Annotated in this window: 15 protein-coding genes and 1 tRNA gene; 8 read left to right on the forward strand and 8 right to left on the reverse strand. The window is 65.2% G+C overall.

Going from position 1 to position 16,413, the window contains the following annotated elements; all coding sequences use genetic code 11:
• Window positions 1-38: 38 nt before the first annotated feature.
• The 4 genes from G6N58_RS12260 to G6N58_RS12275 form a co-directional block, all read right to left on the reverse strand.
• Window positions 39-2,075, reverse strand: coding sequence for an LCP family protein (locus tag G6N58_RS12260; RefSeq protein WP_115278512.1), 2,037 nt, complete (start codon window positions 2,073-2,075; stop codon window positions 39-41).
• A 191-nt stretch (window positions 2,076-2,266) separates the two neighbouring features.
• Entirely contained in the window at window positions 2,267-3,400 is a 1,134-nt protein-coding gene (dusB, locus tag G6N58_RS12265) for a tRNA dihydrouridine synthase DusB (protein ID WP_068919513.1), read from the reverse strand.
• Window positions 3,401-3,435: 35 nt separating this feature from the next.
• Complete coding sequence (locus tag G6N58_RS12270; RefSeq protein WP_068914961.1) at window positions 3,436-4,440, reverse strand: acyl-ACP desaturase; 1,005 nt, start codon at window positions 4,438-4,440, stop codon at window positions 3,436-3,438.
• 157 nt (window positions 4,441-4,597) lie between these two features.
• Window positions 4,598-5,179 carry a TetR/AcrR family transcriptional regulator gene (locus G6N58_RS12275; protein ID WP_083230516.1) on the reverse strand — a complete coding sequence of 194 codons (582 nt, stop codon included), beginning with the start codon at window positions 5,177-5,179 and terminating at the stop codon, window positions 4,598-4,600.
• Between the two features lie 66 nt (window positions 5,180-5,245).
• Here G6N58_RS12275 and G6N58_RS12280 point away from each other — a divergent pair, with 66 nt between their 5' ends.
• Window positions 5,246-6,253: an oxygenase MpaB family protein gene (locus tag G6N58_RS12280; protein ID WP_435406147.1), complete on the forward strand. Its 1,008-nt coding sequence runs from the start codon at window positions 5,246-5,248 to the stop codon at window positions 6,251-6,253.
• A gap of 228 nt (window positions 6,254-6,481) precedes the next feature.
• Entirely contained in the window at window positions 6,482-7,564 is a 1,083-nt protein-coding gene (locus G6N58_RS12285) for a serine/threonine-protein kinase (protein WP_232067833.1), read from the forward strand.
• On the opposite strand, the gene G6N58_RS12290 is transcribed toward G6N58_RS12285, so the two are convergent.
• Window positions 7,524-8,315, reverse strand: coding sequence for a DNA-methyltransferase (locus G6N58_RS12290; RefSeq protein WP_068914964.1), 792 nt, complete (start codon window positions 8,313-8,315; stop codon window positions 7,524-7,526). The genes G6N58_RS12285 and G6N58_RS12290 overlap by 41 nt on opposite strands.
• A gap of 71 nt (window positions 8,316-8,386) precedes the next feature.
• The gene (locus tag G6N58_RS12295) at window positions 8,387-8,749 is read right to left on the reverse strand and encodes a DUF732 domain-containing protein (protein ID WP_068914965.1); all 363 of its coding nucleotides are present in this window, start codon (window positions 8,747-8,749) and stop codon (window positions 8,387-8,389) included.
• A 117-nt stretch (window positions 8,750-8,866) separates the two neighbouring features.
• On the opposite strand from G6N58_RS12295, the gene G6N58_RS12300 reads away from it, so the two are divergent.
• A complete protein-coding gene (locus G6N58_RS12300; RefSeq protein WP_179968216.1) occupies window positions 8,867-10,381 on the forward strand; it encodes an alpha/beta hydrolase in 1,515 nt (504 codons plus the stop codon).
• 1 nt (window position 10,382) lies between these two features.
• Here G6N58_RS12300 and G6N58_RS12305 read toward each other — a convergent pair.
• Window positions 10,383-10,482: transfer RNA gene (locus G6N58_RS12305), tRNA-Lys, on the reverse strand.
• A 442-nt stretch (window positions 10,483-10,924) separates the two neighbouring features.
• Between G6N58_RS12305 and G6N58_RS12310 the strand changes: the two genes are divergently transcribed.
• Complete coding sequence (locus G6N58_RS12310; protein WP_147289329.1) at window positions 10,925-11,536, forward strand: hypothetical protein; 612 nt, start codon at window positions 10,925-10,927, stop codon at window positions 11,534-11,536.
• Between the two features lie 82 nt (window positions 11,537-11,618).
• Window positions 11,619-12,071 carry a hypothetical protein gene (locus G6N58_RS12315; RefSeq protein WP_115278510.1) on the forward strand — a complete coding sequence of 151 codons (453 nt, stop codon included), beginning with the start codon at window positions 11,619-11,621 and terminating at the stop codon, window positions 12,069-12,071.
• Window positions 12,072-12,466: 395 nt separating this feature from the next.
• On the opposite strand, the gene G6N58_RS12320 is transcribed toward G6N58_RS12315, so the two are convergent.
• Window positions 12,467-13,624 (reverse strand): hypothetical protein, encoded by a 1,158-nt coding sequence (locus G6N58_RS12320; RefSeq protein ID WP_232067834.1) that lies wholly within the window; start codon window positions 13,622-13,624, stop codon window positions 12,467-12,469.
• 402 nt (window positions 13,625-14,026) lie between these two features.
• Here G6N58_RS12320 and G6N58_RS12325 point away from each other — a divergent pair, with 402 nt between their 5' ends.
• From G6N58_RS12325 to G6N58_RS12335, 3 genes are all read left to right on the forward strand, one after another.
• Complete coding sequence (locus G6N58_RS12325; RefSeq protein WP_232067835.1) at window positions 14,027-14,194, forward strand: DNA-binding protein; 168 nt, start codon at window positions 14,027-14,029, stop codon at window positions 14,192-14,194.
• 885 nt (window positions 14,195-15,079) lie between these two features.
• Entirely contained in the window at window positions 15,080-15,382 is a 303-nt protein-coding gene (locus G6N58_RS12330; RefSeq protein WP_115278507.1) for a hypothetical protein, read from the forward strand.
• 1 nt (window position 15,383) lies between these two features.
• Window positions 15,384-16,319: a bifunctional DNA primase/polymerase gene (locus G6N58_RS12335; protein ID WP_115278506.1), complete on the forward strand. Its 936-nt coding sequence runs from the start codon at window positions 15,384-15,386 to the stop codon at window positions 16,317-16,319.
• Window positions 16,320-16,413: the final 94 nt, after the last annotated feature.

The raw sequence follows: 16,413 nt of genomic DNA on the forward strand, positions 1-16,413 counted from the left end.
ATGGCACAAGACCCTCCGAGGGGCCGGTTTGCTAACCGCTACTCACACGTGGTGTCGGCGCCGTTGGTGACGGTGAGATCCTCGGGCAGTTCTGCCGCGGCACCGGCGCCGGCGTCCTCGGTGACCTCCATGCTCACCGATGAGCCGGCAGGCTCGGGCGAGCCCACAGACATGAAGTCGGAGCCCAGCACCACGTTCACGGTGTCACCGAGTCCGGTCACCGACTCCACCGCCGGGACACCGAGCGCCGACGCGACGGTGGCGGCGGCCTGCTCGTTGCCGGGGGAGTACATCACCGTGGTGCGGTCCAGGGCCACCGGATGATCATCCGGGGAATCGACGGTGAACCCGTACTGCTGGAATCCGGCGCTGGCCGAGGATCCCAGCCCGGTCTGGCCGGTCGAATTCGAGACGTGGACGCTGACGTCGCCCGCGTCCAGAGTCACCGCGTCGACCATCTGTGTGGAGGGTTCCGCGGGTGCCGCGGTTTCGGTGGTCGGAGCCATCGCGGCGATCTCGCTGGAGGTCACCGGGGTGGTGGTCTCATTCTGGTCGTTCTCACCGGGCAGTGGTGAGTCGTTGATGATGGCGCTGAAGAGGGCCTTGATGTCGTCGGTTCGGGGCTGCTCGTTGCCGTAGTCGTCGGCGTACCCGGTGGTGGGGACGGTGATGAAGGTGATGCGGCCGGCGGCGATGCCCTGCAGCGACTGGCCGAGGTCCACCAGGTCCTTGGTGCCGATGTTGTCGACGTAGCTGTCGGCGATGAAGGTGTTGACCACGTTGTTGAGCTTCTTGAGGGAGAAGAAGGTCTCCTTGGAGATCAGCGAGCGCAACAGCGACGACAGGAACAGCTGCTGGCGCTTGATGCGGCCGTAGTCGCCGTTGAACTCGGTCTTGACCTGCCGGGCCCGCACGTAGTTCAACGCGGTGTCCCCGTTGACCACCTGACGGCCAGGGGTGGCCAGGACGGTGCCCAGTTCGTAGTCCTCCAGCGGGGTGGGGGAGCAGACCTCCACACCGCCGAGGGCGTCGACCATCTTCTCGAAGCCGGCGAAGTCGACGGCCATGAAACGGTTGACGGACAGCCCGGAGATCTTCTGGATCACCTTGACCAGGCACTTCGGCCCGCCATAGGCGTAGGCCGAGTTCAGCTTGGTCTCGGTGTACCAGGTGTCGGGCCCGTAGGTGCCGGTGTCCTCGTCGTAGAGCGGGCCGTACTCACCGGTCTCGGGATTCCACGGCTCGCATTCCATCGGCGTGATGGCGAGGTCACGGGGGAACGACACCGCCACCACCCGCTCGCGGTTGGCCGGGATGTTCACCAGCATCACGGTGTCCGAGCGGGTGCCGCCGGCGTCCTCGGTGGTACCCGCGCCCATCTCACCGTTGACGCCGAAGCGGCTGTCGGTGCCGACGATCAGGAAGTTCTCGTCGCCGAACTGCGCATTGGGGTCCACGATGTCGCGGGAGTCGAGATCAAGCGCAGCGACGTTGTTGAGGTTGTTGTTCTTGGTCGAGTTCCACTGCCAGGCCGCGCCGGTGACCACCAGCGCCATGATGGCGACGAGGGCAGCGGCGACGCGGCCCGCCACCAGCGCGGCGCGGCGACGGCGTTTCGGGGGTGCGGCGGATGCGTCGTCCGGCAGCGCGAGGTCGGTCCCCGCCCGCAGGGCGGGCAGGCGGTCGTCGTCGGAGATCACGGGCAGCACCGCGGTCTGCTCGGCGGAATCGAGGTCGGGGATCTCCGAGGCGTACGCCGACATGGTCGGTGCGGTCGGGGGGGCGGCGCCGGCGTCAGCGGGCTGTTCGGACGGGGTGTGGGCGCGCTGGAGCGCGGCGGGGACGTCGCCGGTCAGTTTGGCGAAGAGGTCTGCGACGGTGACAGCACCCGGGGGCACGTCACGGGAATCATCGTCACCGGAATCATCGTCTGGTTCGTCGGGCAGCGGATCAGCTGCGCGCTCCCACGGCGCGGCGGCTGGCGTCGGCTGCGACGATCGGGTAAGCCACTCATTGTCCCCGTCAGGCTCGCTGGCGCGGTGCTGGCCAGGAGTGGCGTTGTCGCCGTCACTCATGTCCGCATCCGGCCTCCGACTCCGACGACTGTTCCGTGCCCGGGTTCGGGCCGACGCGAGGCACGGCGCTGTGTCGCGTCAAAGGTTCCCTAGTCTTTAGCAGCACACAAGGCATCTCCGCCACCCGAGCGGGGGAACGCTCACATGTTACTGACGCAAGCTGAGAAGACTCGTGTCGAATGAGTCTCGATTCAGCCTCCGGAATGCATGGCATCGGCCCCGGCGGGCACCGTGCAGTCATCGGGGTCGTCGAGCCAGCCCTCGGGCAGCGTGACCGAACCCGGTGAGCCCTGCCGGCCGCGTGGACCTTCGGCCGCCGGGGGGAACGGCACGTCGGCGTCCAGTCCCGACAGCAGGGTGTCCAGTTCGGCACGGGTCTTGACCAGCGCCAGGGCGCGACGGAGATCGGAACCGACCGGGAAGCCGTGCAGATACCAGGCCACGTGCTTGCGGATGTCGCGCATGCCCTTGTCTTCGCCGAAGTGCTCGGACAGCAGCTCCCCGTGGCGCCGGATGATGTCGGCGACCTCGCCGAGCGTGGGTGGTGTCGGGATCGGGGTGCCCGCGAAGGCCGCGGACAGCTCGGCGAACAGCCAGGGTCTGCCGAGGCATCCCCGGCCGATCACCACGCCGTCGCAGCCCGTTTCGTCCATCATGCGCACGGCGTCCTCGGCGTAGAAGATGTCGCCGTTGCCCAGCACCGGAATGCCGCTCACGTGCTCCTTGAGCCGGGCGATCTGCGACCAGTCCGCGCTGCCGGAGTATCGCTGCGACGCGGTGCGGGCGTGCAGTGCCACCGCGGCGGCGCCCTCGGCGGCGGCGATGCGGCCCGCGTCGAGGTGGGTGTGGTGCTCGTCGTCGATGCCGATGCGGAACTTCACGGTGACGGGGACGTCCGTGCCCTCGGTGGCCTTGACGGCAGCGGCCACGATCTGGCCGAAGAGCCGTCGTTTGTAGGGCAGGGCCGCGCCCCCGCCGCGGCGCGTGACCTTGGGCACCGGGCAACCGAAGTTCATGTCGATGTGGTCGGCGAGGTTCTCCTGCACCACCATGCGGGCCGCTTCGTAGGTGTAGTGGGGGTCCACGGTGTAGAGCTGCAGCGAGCGCGGTGATTCCTGCGGCGCGAACGTCGTCATGTGCATGGTGACGGGGTGGCGCTCGTACAGGGCGCGGGCGGTGACCATCTCGCAGACGTACAGTCCGCTGACGGTGCCCATGCGGGCGAGTTCCAGTTCGCGGCACAGGGTGCGGAACGCGACGTTCGTCACGCCGGCCATCGGCGCCAGTACGACGGGGGACGGCAATGCGAAGGGCCCGATCCGCAGTGCAGCGGATCGGGCCGATTCGGTGGTTACCGCTGTCACGCCGTCGACGCGGTCGTGACCAGGAGGTTCTTCATGGCCTTCTTCTCGGCGACCTGACGCTCGCGCTCGAGGCGGCGGTGCTTGGCCACCTCGAACTTGTCGCAGGCGTCTTCGAGTTCTTCGATCAACTTGCCGAGGTCGTCGCGCAGGGCGGCGGCTTCGCCGGTGAAGTCCTCACGTTCGAAGATGCGCCACTTCTTGAGGATCGGCATCACCACGTCGTCGAGGTGGATCCGCGGGTCGTACACCCCGCCGACGGCGATGATGACGGCCTTGCGACGGAACGCCGGCACGGTGTATCCGGGCATCTTGAAGTTGCGCAGCACCCGGTGCAGCGATGTCATCGCCTGGTTGGGGGCGATGTCCAGGCCGGCGGCCGAGACGTCGCGGTAGAAGATCATGTGCAGGTTCTCGTCAGCGGAGACACGCGCCAGCAGCTGATCGGCAATCGGGTCGTTGCATTCCTTGCCGGTGTTGCGGTGCGACACGCGGGTCGCGAGCTCCTGGAAGGACACGTACATCACCGAGTCGAACAGGCTCTCGGCGAAGAGGTCGCCCTGCTGGTTCTGGCCGGGCGAGAAGCCGCGGGTGACCTGCTCCATGCGGGTGATCTCGAGGTCCACCGGATCGATGGCGCGGGTCACCACCAGGTAGTCGCGCAGGGCGATGCCGTGCCTGTTCTCTTCGGCCGTCCACCGGTTGACCCAGTAGCCCCAGGGGCCGTCCATGCTGAAGTTCATCGCGATCTCGCGGTGGTACGACGGCAGGTTGTCCTCGGTCAGGAGATTCTGGACCATCGCGGTCTGCGCGACTTCGGAGAGCTTCGACTGGCCGGGCTCCCAGTCCTGGCCGCCGAGGGCATACCAGTTCTTGCCTTCTTGCCACGGGATGTAGTCGTGCGGATTCCAGTCCTTGCGCATGGCCATGTGCCGGTTGATCTTCTGTTCGACCACGGGCTCGAGCTCATGAAGAAGTTGCAGGTCGGTCAGGTCTTGCGACATGCGTCCTCCGGTTATCTGTACCTGTTGGTTGCAGTCAATATATCTGTGTACCTCAGTACCATTCAAGTTCCCCCCGTCGGTGTGTCCAGAACTCCACACACCTGTGACGTGTGACCGCAGACATGCGGATACCCCGTCGAGCCGATTCTGAAATTCGTCAGACCGCGGCGCGGCTCATGATGGTGTCGACGCAGAAGTCGATGAACTGCTGCCTGGTGGCCCCCAGTCGCCGCTCCAGGTATGCAGTGAACAGCGCACTCAAGCCGCCGATCAGGCTGGTGGCCTCCATGTGCGCCACCACCGGGTCGGTGATGGTGGTCAGCTTGCGCTGCAGCAGGTCGATGAAGGTGGGCATCCACTCCGCACCCGAGCGGGCCAGCACCGGCTCCACTTCGGGGGCCAAAAGCAGCACCCGGCCTCGTACGGGGTCGTCGACCATGAGGGCCACGAACCGCTCGACCGCCTCGCGGGGGGTGGAAGCCGAGACCAGGGTGGCCATCGCCTTGGTGCACACCGCGTCGTACACGGCCCGGACGAACTCGTCGCGGTCGGCGAAGCTCTCGTAGAAGTAGCGCTCGGTGAGGTTGGCGCGGCGGCACACCGCCCGGACGGTCAGCGCGGGGCCGCCTTCCCCGCCGAGCAGGTCGATGCCGGCGTCCACCAAATCGTCTCGCCTGCGGGCCTGGCGATCCTCCAGTGGAACACCGGACCAACGGCCACGGCTTTGACCGGACGTCACTTCGCTCCTAAACTTCTGACAACGTGGGTAGTCACTATGCTCGACCAACGACGGGACATTTCATTGGTGACTCAAGATACTTCCGGGGCGTCATCACCTGCCAGTAGCGCACCGGCCGCGGGCTGTCCGGTCTCCGCCGCGGGATACGACGCACCACCGCAGCCGCTGGGACCCGACAGCCTCACCTGGCAGTACTTCGGAGACTGGCGGGGGATGCTGCAGGGGCCCTGGGCAGGCTCGATGCAGAACATGCACCCGCAGCTGGGCGCAGCCGTGGAGCAGCATTCGATCTTCTTCACCGAACGGTGGCCACGGCTGCTGCGCTCGCTGTATCCCATCGGGGGTGTGGTGTTCGACGGCGACCGTGCCCCGGCCACCGGCGCCGAGGTCCGCGACTATCACATCGGCATCAAGGGCACCGACGCCCAGGGCCGGCGGTACTCGGCGCTGAACCCCGACGTCTTCTACTGGGCGCACTCCACCTTCTTCGTGGGTACCCTGATCGTCGCCGAGCGATTGTGCTGGCGCGGCATCACCGACGCGCAGCGGCGGCAGCTCTTCGAGGAACACAAGCAGTGGTACCGGATGTACGGCATGAGCATGCGCCCGGTGCCGCAGACCTGGGAGGACTTCCAGGCCTACTGGGAGCACATGACCACCGAAGTGCTGGAGAACAACTGGGCCGCCCGTGAGGTGCTGAACCTCGACGACCTGCCCAAGCCGCCGTTCGCCGCGTGGATGCCGAACTGGGTGTGGGCCGTGGCGCGCCGGTTCTTCGTCAAGCCCTTCTTCGTCTGGTTCACCACCGGCCTCTACGACCCGGCCGTGCGCACGCTGATGGGCTACAGCTGGTCGGCCCGTGACGAATGGGTGCACCGCCGCCTCGGCAAGCTGATCGGCCTGGTGTTCGAGGTGGTGCCCAAGCGGTATCGCATGCACCCCCGGGCCCGCTCGGCCTGGGACCGCGTGACCGGCCGGCTGCCCGCCGACGCCCCGTTGGTGCACACGCCCGCACGCAACCTGCCGCCGGTCGGACACCGCGACAACGGCATGCATTACAGCCCCGACGTCTGACGGCGCGTTGCCCGGGTCCGGCCCCCGGACCGTGATTCGATGGGCGTACCTGCGAAAGGTGGCGCCCATGTCCGCGATGGTCACAGCCTGGCTGGTCGGCCCGCCGCTGGCCGTCGGGTACGGGCTGCTGATGCTGCGCGGGACCTCGTGGGTGGCGCAGGCGTGGGAACGCCGGCACCCGCACTGACCGTCTGGGGGCCCGCCGGCCCGACCGGCTACGGTGGATCCATGTATGCCCCCGAGCTGCTCGGCGGCCGCTACGAGCTGAGGGGCATCCTCGGCCGCGGAGGCATGGCCGAGGTGCGGGAAGGCTGGGACGTCCAGACCGGCCAACCGGTGGCGATCAAGCTGCTGTATCCCGGCTACAACTCACACCCGGACTATCTGCGCCGGTTCTGGGTGGAGGCGCAGTCCGCGGCGGCGCTGCGGCACCCCAACATCGTCACCGTCTACGGCAGCGGCGAGCACCACGGCACCCCGTTCATCGTCATGGAGCGGTTGCCCGGCCGCAGCCTGGCGGACCTGATCGCCCAGGGCCCGGTGCCGCCGGACTATGTGCGGACCATGCTCGACGAGGTACTCAAGGCGCTCGGCACCGCCCACGCCATGGGCATCCTGCACCGCGACATCAAGCCTGCCAACATCCTGTTCTCAGCCGGCGGGACGGCCCAGGTGGCCGACTTCGGTCTGGCCAAAGGGCCGGACACGCACCGCACCGAGACCGGTCAGATCATGGGCACCATGGCTTATATGAGTCCCGAGCGCCTGGCCGGGCGCGACGCCACGGCGGGCGACGACCTCTACGCCGTGGGCGTGGTGGGCTACGAGGCACTGACCGGCCGGCGGGCCTTCCCCGAGGAGAACCTGGTGGCGCTCGCGCAGGCCATCACCGAGAACCCGCCGCCGCCGGTGTCGGTGCTGCGACCCGACATCGATCCGCAGCTGTCCGCGTTCGTGGACCGTGCCATGGCCCGCGAGGAGTCGCTGCGGTTCCAGGACGCCGAGATCATGCGCGCGGAACTCAACAACGTCGACGGCGAGCCGATCACCGGTCCGATCCCGATCGTGCGCCCGGCGCCCGTCATGACGCCGGTGTCGCCGATGGCCGTGCCGATGCCGATGTCCGGTCCGCCGCAGCGCACCCGGCGCTCCGGGCGGTCGGTGCTGCTGCTGGCGTTCGTGGTGTCGTTCCTGGTGGCCCTGATCGTGGGGGCGGCCGCATTCGTCCTCGGCGCGGTGACTCAGCGTTCGGAGGACGGCGCGATGGCACTCACGACCTCACACGTTGTGCCGTCAATTCCACTGCCGTAGCGGAGATGTCGATCCCCAGCCACGACCGCCCCAGCTCCCGGGCGGCCACCAGGGTGGTGCCGCTGCCGCAGTAGGGGTCCAGGACCAGATCGCCGGGGTTGCTCGACACGGTGACGATGCGGCGCAGCAGGGCCAGCGGTTTCTGCGTCGGATAACCCAGAGCCTCGGCCTGATTGCCGCGCAGCGCATCGATGGACCAGACATCGCGCAGGCCCACCATGGTGTAGTAGCGCGAGTCCGGTGCCGGCTCCCGGTGGATCTCGACGTTCTTGAACCCATAGCGGTGGGTCAGGTAGGACTTCTCTTTGCCTGCGTTGAAGGTATGTGCGGCAACATCTTTGACGTAGAGCAGCAACACGTCGTGTTTGCGGCCGAACCACCTTTTACCGGCACCGCCGGTGCGGTAACTCCACACGATCTCGTTGAGGAAGCCACCGGCGTCCTCGGCGAAGAGCGTATCGAGGGCCACCTTGGCGTAGTGGCTCATGGTCGGATCGCAGTGCAGATACAGCGATCCCGTGCGCGCCAGCACCCGGTGCAGTTCCACCAGGCGGGGGACCAGGTGCACCAGGTAGGCCAGCTGTGGGCCCGGTCCCAAGAGCGTGTACATCACCTCGAGCACCTGGGCGGGGCGGTGGGCGGCAGCGGCGACGGTGTCGGTATACGCCGCCGGGTCCCAGCGCCAGGTGTCGGCGAAGGTCGCGTAGTCCCGGTTGGAGTTGAACGGTGGGTCGGCGTAGATCAGGTCCACCGACGCATCGGCGACCTCGGCGCGCAGGATGTCGAGGTTGTCGCCGTGGAGCAGCCGGTCGGGCAGCGGCGCTACCGCCCCATGACGGAGCCGAACTGCGGGCAGTACACCGCAGCGGAGGCCCGCATCACCTGAACGGCCTGGCCCTTCTGGAGCCCGCCGTTGGTCAGGGTTGTCACCACGCCGCGGACCACCGGCACCGGGTTGGGGCCGCCGGCACCGTTCTCGGCGAGCAGTCGGCAGATGTGGTTGCCCAGCAGGGCCGCCTGCTCGGGGTTCTCGTGCGGGATGTCGAGCTGGGTGAGGATGTTGGCGAACTGTTCGTCCTGCTGCGGGGTGGCCCCCGCGGCTCCGGTGCCCGTCGCCAGTGCACCGCCGAGCGCGGCTGCGGCGAACACCGAGGCTGCGATGCGGGTGGTCAGGCGGCTGGACATCGGGGCTCCTCGGTCGTCGACGGCAGACTGCCCATGACCATAGCGGCCCGGACAAGGTCCTTCGCGTTGAGTATCGCCACGCGTGTGTCCGCTGTTACCGGTGTTTCCTGTGACAACATGACCCGCATGTCGCGCTGGTCGGGGGTTCGGGCACTGTCGGTGATGGCGGGGGCGTGGGCGGTGGTGTTGCCCATGGCGGGGGCCGGTCCCGCCGGTGCTGCGCCGCAGACGGCACTGCAGTGGGGCTCCTGCGAGCAGTGGTTTGACACCGCGGAGGTGCCCACCGCCGAGTGCACCACGGTGGCGGTGCCGGTCGATTATGCGAACGCGCAAGGCCCTCAGGCGAATCTGGCGGTCCTGCGGATCCCGGCCTCCGGTGACCGGATCGGCACCCTGATCTCGAACCCGGGCGGCCCCGGGATCTCGGCGGTGGACGTGATGACCCGGTTCGGGCCCATCCTGGCCGAGACCGCGATGGGCGAGCGCTTCGACCTGGTGGCCATCGACCCTCGGGGCGTCGGGTTCTCCACCCCGGAACTGCGGTGTGAGACCGACGCGGAGCGCGACGAGGACCGGCGTGACCCGAACGTTGACTTCAGCCCCGCCGGCGTGGCCGCCATGGAGCAGGAGAGCCGCGAGGACGCCCAGCGCTGTCTGGATCGCATGGGCGCGCCGTTCCTGGCGAACATGACCACCGAGATCACCGCGCGGGATATGGACGCTGTGCGAGCGGCCCTGGGCGAGGAGCAGATCAACTTCCTCGGCTACTCCTACGGCACCCGGCTGGGCACGTCCTACGCCGACCAGTTCCCGGACCGGGTGCGCGCGATGATGCTCGACGGCGTCGTTGACCAGAGCGAGACCTCCACCCAGGAGATACTGACCTCCGCAGCCGGATTCCAGCAGGCCTTCGACGCCTACGCCGCCGACTGCACTCTGGACGCAGACTGTCCGCTGGGAACCGACCCCGCGGACACCATCGCACGCTTCCACGAGTTGGTGGATCCGCTGGTCGCCCACCCCGCGCCGACCGCCGACCCGCGTGGGCTCAGTTACCAGGACGCGCTGACGGCGACCGACTCGGCGATGTACAGCGACGAAGACTGGCCGGCGCTGACCGAGGGGCTGGCGGCCCTGCGGGACGGGACGGAGGCCGACGCGCTGCTCGAGCTCGCCGACAGTTACTACGACCGCACACCGGACGGGCGCTACCCGAATGTGGAGGACGTGTTGCAGGCGGTGCACTGCGTCGACGAGACCTATTCGCCGGACCCCGCGGTGTGGGTGGAGGCCGATCGACAGCGGCGCGAGCTCGCACCGTACGAGAGCTACGGGCCCTTCACCGGATTCGCGCCGCGGCCGCAGTGTGTGTTCTGGCCGGTGCCCTCGGCCGGTGATGCCAAGCCGGCGACCTCGCCCGGCCCGGGCAAGGTGGTGGTGGTGTCCACCACCGGCGATCCCGCCACGCCGTACCAGAGCGGGGTGGACGTGGCCGCCGCACTCGGCGCGCCGCTGATCACCTACGAAGGCGAGCAGCACACCGTGGCGTTCACCGGCGTGGAATGCATCGACCAACCGTTGATCGACTTCTTCGTCGACCGGGTGCAGCCGCCGGCCGATCTGCGCTGCTGAGTGCCCCCACCAGGGCTCGAACCTGGGACCTGCGGATTAAAAGTCCGTAGGAGAACCGTCGAAGCGGACGCGGAAACGCGCTTCCAGGATCCAGCAGGGCCGGAAAACCGCATGTCAACGCTACTTTACGGTTCAAAGAAAGGGCCATGCAGCCCCTGCTGGAACGTTGCCGCAGGCAGTCGGACCGAAGCCGCACTGCTGGCACGCTGCTGGCACGCTCGTTTAACCGCCCCGCCTCTGATGTCGCGCTTCCGCCATACCATAAATCTGAGGCGGACTATGTGATGCAACTCACAGTTGTGTAAGCAGCAAAATTAGACAGGCTAAGTCAGGCACCTTTCTGCCGCCTCTGGACTCGTGTCAAATAACCATCACCGCAGGTCAAGGTCCCAATTCTTAGCGGAAATGGGTAAGAAAAAAGTCCCAGCAAACAGTGCGAGTCGCTCGTGCAGGCATGACCGGGTGACAGCAACCAGTACCAGCCGTAATCTCTTCAGCGAGGCCTCAACTCACTTCCAAGATCGACGGAAAGAGCTGAGGGGCATGACAATTCAAGAGGACGCCCGGGTATTCGGGCAGCATTTCGAGGTCGGCTGGCAACTGGGGTTGCTTGTCGCCCGCAGTGTTCACAAACGGGCGCAGGCCGGTAGGCCGTCAAAAACCGAACCGGTTCGCAATAAGGTCTCCTGTGCGCAGTTCGCAAAACTAGCCGGAGTGTCTACGCGAACCGTCCAGTTGGTTTATGACACATGGCAATTAGCAGCTGAAGAGCACCACTGCACGCCAGCAGAGCAGCTGATACCTGGCATGGACGATCCCAGACTGTCGGGTATCGACTTAGCTGACCAGGAACACCGCGAGATGTGGCGGAAGTTCTACCGACAGGTCAGGGAACGACAACCACGAACCAGCGGGAAACGGACTCACCGCGGAGGAAGTACGTCTCGCGGTGCCAAGCAACCTGGTGGCAACGCTGAGAGCGAATCATTCTCTGCACCAGAAGACCACCCTCTGTACGGACTGCTGATCGCGATCAACCGCCTCGCCGATGAGTTGAGACGTCATAGCCCGTCGGCGTCGGTTCTGGAGGCTGCCGGGAAGGTTGCGTCAAAGCAACACAGGGCCGCACTGCGCCGCGCTACGGGTGCGCTGTAGCGGCCCAGATGAGACTTCGCCGACGTCGCACAAAGGGACGCCGGGGAGAAACGAAGAAGATCAAATCTGAAAGGAATCAGCTGTGAGTACCGTCGACGACGATCAACCAATTACGCTGTCGCAGGTCGCTTATTCGCTTGTCTCGATGACCGAACTTCGGCCACAAATGGCGGAAAAGTTCGTGCAGGACTGGCTAGCCGATTGGGCGCAACTAGGAGAAGGTCCTTCCAGCGTGGTTGGACAGCTCGATGGCGAGACACTCACCCGGCTTACCGTCGGCTACATGTCTCGCTACATCGAGTACCTAACGCCAACACAACAGGTCAGGTTTGTGATGACGAATCTTCCCAACCAGATTGCGAAAGACAACTTTCAACGGTGTATGGCGCTCTTGATCGAGCGGTGTGCTGACCCCGAGGCAGCTGAAGTGCTGCGGGAGGCGTGTGAGGCAGCGAAGCTCCTAACTAGTGACCGTCTCCACTGCGCGGTCGTGCACGCGGGAGGGCTTGATTTCGCGGAGGCCACTGATTCCTGACGGTTCTGATTTGCCTGCGTCTCGTGGCCCCCCAGCCCCTGCCTACGGGCTAGACAGCACTCAGCCGCCCTGAGCACGTTGGCAGACTTAGGGCGGCTGAGTCGACGGAGGCACCCACGCGTGGAAACTTCACACGCGGGGATCACGACTCAGGTTGACTTCGCGAGGTCGCGGATAATCCTCTGTCGCCTCGCGTCCGCGGTAGCGACCGCCCTGTGCAGGTGACGCTCCACGGACAGAAGGAGGCTCAAGACCTGCGCCCCAGCAGTATTCGCTCGGTTCAGCGTCTAAGTCATCAGAGAGGTTCATTCGTCGCATGTCGTGCTCAGACATGTGCGACGGGTGTATTCCACTCCTGCGCATCGATTTCCTCCTGACACATTCTGGCGGTCGCGTTACGCCGAGATGTCAGCGGCGACAATGGACGGCGCCGTGTAGGTCGGCTCGTCGGTGAACTGAGTGATCAGAGCAGCACCGCGATGTCGGGTGCCAACACCAAACGTCCTTGTGAAGAAGGAATCCTGGAGCGGGTAGCCGGGTTGCGCACCGGGAAGCTGGCGGAAACCCTGATATGCCCGATTTGGGTGCTGACGCACACCGACTGCGTTGGAGGAGGAACCGGGGCCGGCAGTGGCTACCACCGCCATGTAATGCTCTGGAATGAAGTTCGACTCGACAATCCACAGCGGTCCGTATTTACCTACGCTCGGCAGTCCGAAAACCGTTCCGGGTGGCTGAGTCCCGACAAGCTGGCCACCCGTGGAGATGATGAACGCGGGTTGGTTGGCCGCAGGGATGAAGTCCCACTTCGCGATCTGGGAGTTGTTGTTCTCAACGCCAGCGTGGAAGCCCTGGATCACCTCTGACTCGGTGGGATGGACAAAGCAGATCAACTGCTCCTGGCTGTCGGTCAAACCATAGCCATGCTCGCGGATGTGCTTAATCGCCACCTCAAGATCACCGGAGTCGACTGCATCGTTTCCTGAGGTGAGGTAGTGCGTGTGATTGGCGTCGAACGTCTTGCCCAGAGTAGACGGAGGGGCCAAACCATCTGTGCCATTCCACAATCCGTAGCAGGTGTGCCCCTGTTCGTTCAGTTCGGCTGACGGGTTGAACAGACGGTTGAGGATTCGGCGAGTCACGGTGGTGTTGTCGCTGCGCATCGCTTCATCCAGCACCGCGCGGACTTGGCGCGCGTCGGCGTCTCGCAGAAATCGCCAGGTGAACCGAGCCGCACGATCCCAGTCGAGCATCGTGTAACCAAGCAGTAGATACTCACTAGGCGGACCCATGCTTTCGGGCTCGCCGAACTCGGATGCCAATTCCAGCTCGGACTCAATCAGGCCCTGCGGAACGGCATCTGCCGGTGATGTGTGCCAGTAGGAGACCAGATCGACAATCTTGGACCGCTCTTGGTTCCATTTGCCAAGCGCTTCTTGCATCTCCTGCCAAATGACGTTGAGATCTACGTTATCGAGCGTCTGCGTCACCCGAGGCAAGATGTCACCCTCGGTGCTGTAGCCGCCGACTTCGCCGCCGAAGGGCGGCAGCATTACTAACTCTTGCAGGGTTGGGACTTCTGGGCGGAGTGTTCTGTGAATGCTCATGTTGCGCTTTCTCGCAATAGGTTCCGGTGGAACCGTCTATGCGAAGGCGGCGAGCTGAAAGGGGTAACTGCAACCGCCTTCGCGACGGCGGCCTTTTCTGGCTGCGCTAGCTCGTGGCGAGAGCCGACCAGATGCCTCAGGTTCCTTACACGGTGATCCGATGCCCGTGAAAACCGTTATAGCCCAATATTCCCCACCGCGCAGACCTCCTTGACGCACGGGACACGTCGGCCGAGGTCGGCTACCATCGGTTCCAGCGGGCCGCATATCCCCTACATTTCATAAAGCATTGGCAGAAAGCCGAATACAGCTATGACAAGAACCTCAACGTTCGCACAGTATCTCGATGTGGATGAAGCGGCCAGGTACCTCAACACCCTTGGCTTCGGAAGCGCAACCGCCGAAACGGTTAAGTACCACGCCTACGAGACCGGCAAGCTGGATCGCCCGAAGGTTGTTGCTCGCAAGTCTTATTGGAGCCGAGAAGCGCTCAACGCCTTGGTCGAGGCGCTGTGAGGGTCGCCAGCGTCACCTATCACGAAGACGGTCAACGCACCGTCGGCGTGATCTGCAACTGCTGCCTGACAACCCACCAGCTTCGATGGCCCAGCGGCTGCACGGTGCTGCACAGTCAACTGGAGTGCGGCAATACCGCCGTAGTCGACATTCCACTGTGGGCTCGCAATCCCAGACGAGACAGACGAACCCATCGCTTCGATTCCGCAGGGCCACATGTGGTCAGCGGTGAACAACGGTCCGACCGGGACGACAGCGCCATGCACGAATTTGTGCCCAACTGGGACGAATGAGACAGCCACAGGCCGCAGAGGGCCGACCACCCTTGAGAGGAACCCCATGTACAACGATGATGACACCTGGAATCGCATCGCTGAGGCCAACGCCGCTGCGGGTATCGACACCGACTGGTCGGTGGCAGAGCGCGACCAGACAGAAGCACTAGCTGATGACCTAAACCGCGAGCTTGAGCGGTTCCCGGTAGTCCACGCTTGGCGCAACAAGAGTGGCTCTCAACTGCAGTTTTGGTGCCGGTTCTGCAAGAGCCACCATTTCCACGGTCGACACGGTGGCAATCCGGACACCCGAGGTCCGGGCGCGGGCTCCGTGCTGCCAGTGCGCCTGTGGAAGCGTTACATCAAGAAGTTCGATGACTGCACTTTTCGGTTCGGACGGGGCTTCTGCACGTGTCCCGCAGGCTGCGCCGACGGTCACCGCGCACCGCATTGCAGTAATCGTCAAGGCGACTACTACACGCGCGGGTACATCCTGCACGAGGTGGAACCCAACGATTACAGAGCAACCTCCCGGAAGCCACCATCACCTGATTCCGGCAACGATGCCCCATGGAGATTCGGGTCCAACAGCGGGCCTTCGAGTCCGTAGATGTTCGACACCGAGATTTCAAACCTGTCGCGGCAAGGGATGACCACCGGCGGCATCGCCCTGCACCTGGGCTTGGAACCACAGTATGTGCGCCAGATGGTCAGCGCCGAGGTCACCGGTCTAAACGGCAAACCCGTCTACATCGACACCGCAGCGGAACCGCTGCCGAAACTAGCGTCCGCACCGCCACCGCAAAAGCGGCAGCCCACGGCTTCGAGGGTCAACCGCCGCGCTGCGGCTGAAAAGAGGCGCGCTGCGATTCTGCAGAAGCTGGCCGAACTGAACACCGCGCTGGAGGCTTGACGTGGCTGTGGTGTTCCCTGACGTCACGGACCTGGACGTGCTCGACGCCGCCTGTGCATATGCCAGATCCGGCATTCCGATTGCCCCGTTCGACCCGGCAAAGGGCAAAGGCAAGTCCTGCTGGAACCTGGTCGGCTACCGGGACATCACCACCGACGTCGCGCAGCTGGCGCGCTGGCGCGCCCAGTTTGGCCCCTTCGAGGCTTTGGCCACGTCCCCAGGAGCGTTCGGCTGCATCGTCATCGACGTAGACCGCCCGCACGCTACTCCCCAACACTTGCGTGCGCTCCTGGCCTCCGGCGTGTACGTCAACACCCGACCAGACGAGAGCCCGAACCGCGGTCACTATTGGTTCGTCCTGCCGCGTGGCCTGCAGCTGGGCAATCCGACACTGCCGTTCGGTGAGGTACGCGGGCTGGGTGGCGGTATCGTGCTGCCTCCGTATGGCAACCGCCGCGTGGTGCGGGCGGGAAAAGTGCCGGCTGCATCCGCTGAGCTGATCGAGTACCTAGGAACACATGTAGTTCAGGCAGGGGCCGGGAGGTTGCGCACAAATGTCGGTGACGTGAGTGTGGACCAGTTCTGCCGCACGTATCGAGGTAATGCCCGACCACACAAGCTGGACGCGCTGCTGTCCATGCATGCGGCTCTTCTGCGGCGGGGCCGCAGTCCACACGACGCCATGCGGGAAGCTCTGAAGGTAGGCATGCAGGAGGCCCGCATCGGGTATGTGCCCGCTACAGCCGTGATCGTGGTGCTGCGCGATCTGTGGGACCGGGACCGCAAGGAGTTCACCCGCTTGGTGCAGTGGGCAATTGCAGCAGCCGAATCCGGCGACATTGAAAAGCTGCAGTTAAAGAGCGACCGGTGTCCCGGCACCGACTCCAGGATGTACCGCCTCCCGGCACCAGTTCCTGGCAGCTCCGTCGAGTTCTAGCGTCTCCAGATAGCCCAACCCCGTACAAAAATCTTTGACACGTCGGCCCGCTACAGCGTCCACGTTGTCCAATCAGGACGGCCTGTGCGCTGTA

Source organism: Mycolicibacterium tokaiense, assembly GCF_010725885.1.
GTDB lineage: Bacteria > Actinomycetota > Actinomycetes > Mycobacteriales > Mycobacteriaceae > Mycobacterium > Mycobacterium tokaiense.

What these genes read in the sequence shown, in the direction of transcription:
- G6N58_RS12320 (WP_232067834.1), bottom strand. Translation starts at nt 13,624, where the DNA reads ATGCTGCCGCCCTTCGGCGGCGAAGTCGGCGGCTACAGCACCGAGGGT.
- G6N58_RS12295 (WP_068914965.1), bottom strand. Translation starts at nt 8,749, where the DNA reads ATGTCCAGCCGCCTGACCACCCGCATCGCAGCCTCGGTGTTCGCCGCA.
- G6N58_RS12310 (WP_147289329.1), top strand. Translation starts at nt 10,925, where the DNA reads ATGACAATTCAAGAGGACGCCCGGGTATTCGGGCAGCATTTCGAGGTC.
- G6N58_RS12260 (WP_115278512.1), bottom strand. Translation starts at nt 2,075, where the DNA reads ATGAGTGACGGCGACAACGCCACTCCTGGCCAGCACCGCGCCAGCGAG.
- G6N58_RS12330 (WP_115278507.1), top strand. Translation starts at nt 15,080, where the DNA reads ATGTTCGACACCGAGATTTCAAACCTGTCGCGGCAAGGGATGACCACC.
- G6N58_RS12270 (WP_068914961.1), bottom strand. Translation starts at nt 4,440, where the DNA reads ATGTCGCAAGACCTGACCGACCTGCAACTTCTTCATGAGCTCGAGCCC.
- G6N58_RS12300 (WP_179968216.1), top strand. Translation starts at nt 8,867, where the DNA reads ATGACCCGCATGTCGCGCTGGTCGGGGGTTCGGGCACTGTCGGTGATG.
- G6N58_RS12285 (WP_232067833.1), top strand. Translation starts at nt 6,482, where the DNA reads ATGTATGCCCCCGAGCTGCTCGGCGGCCGCTACGAGCTGAGGGGCATC.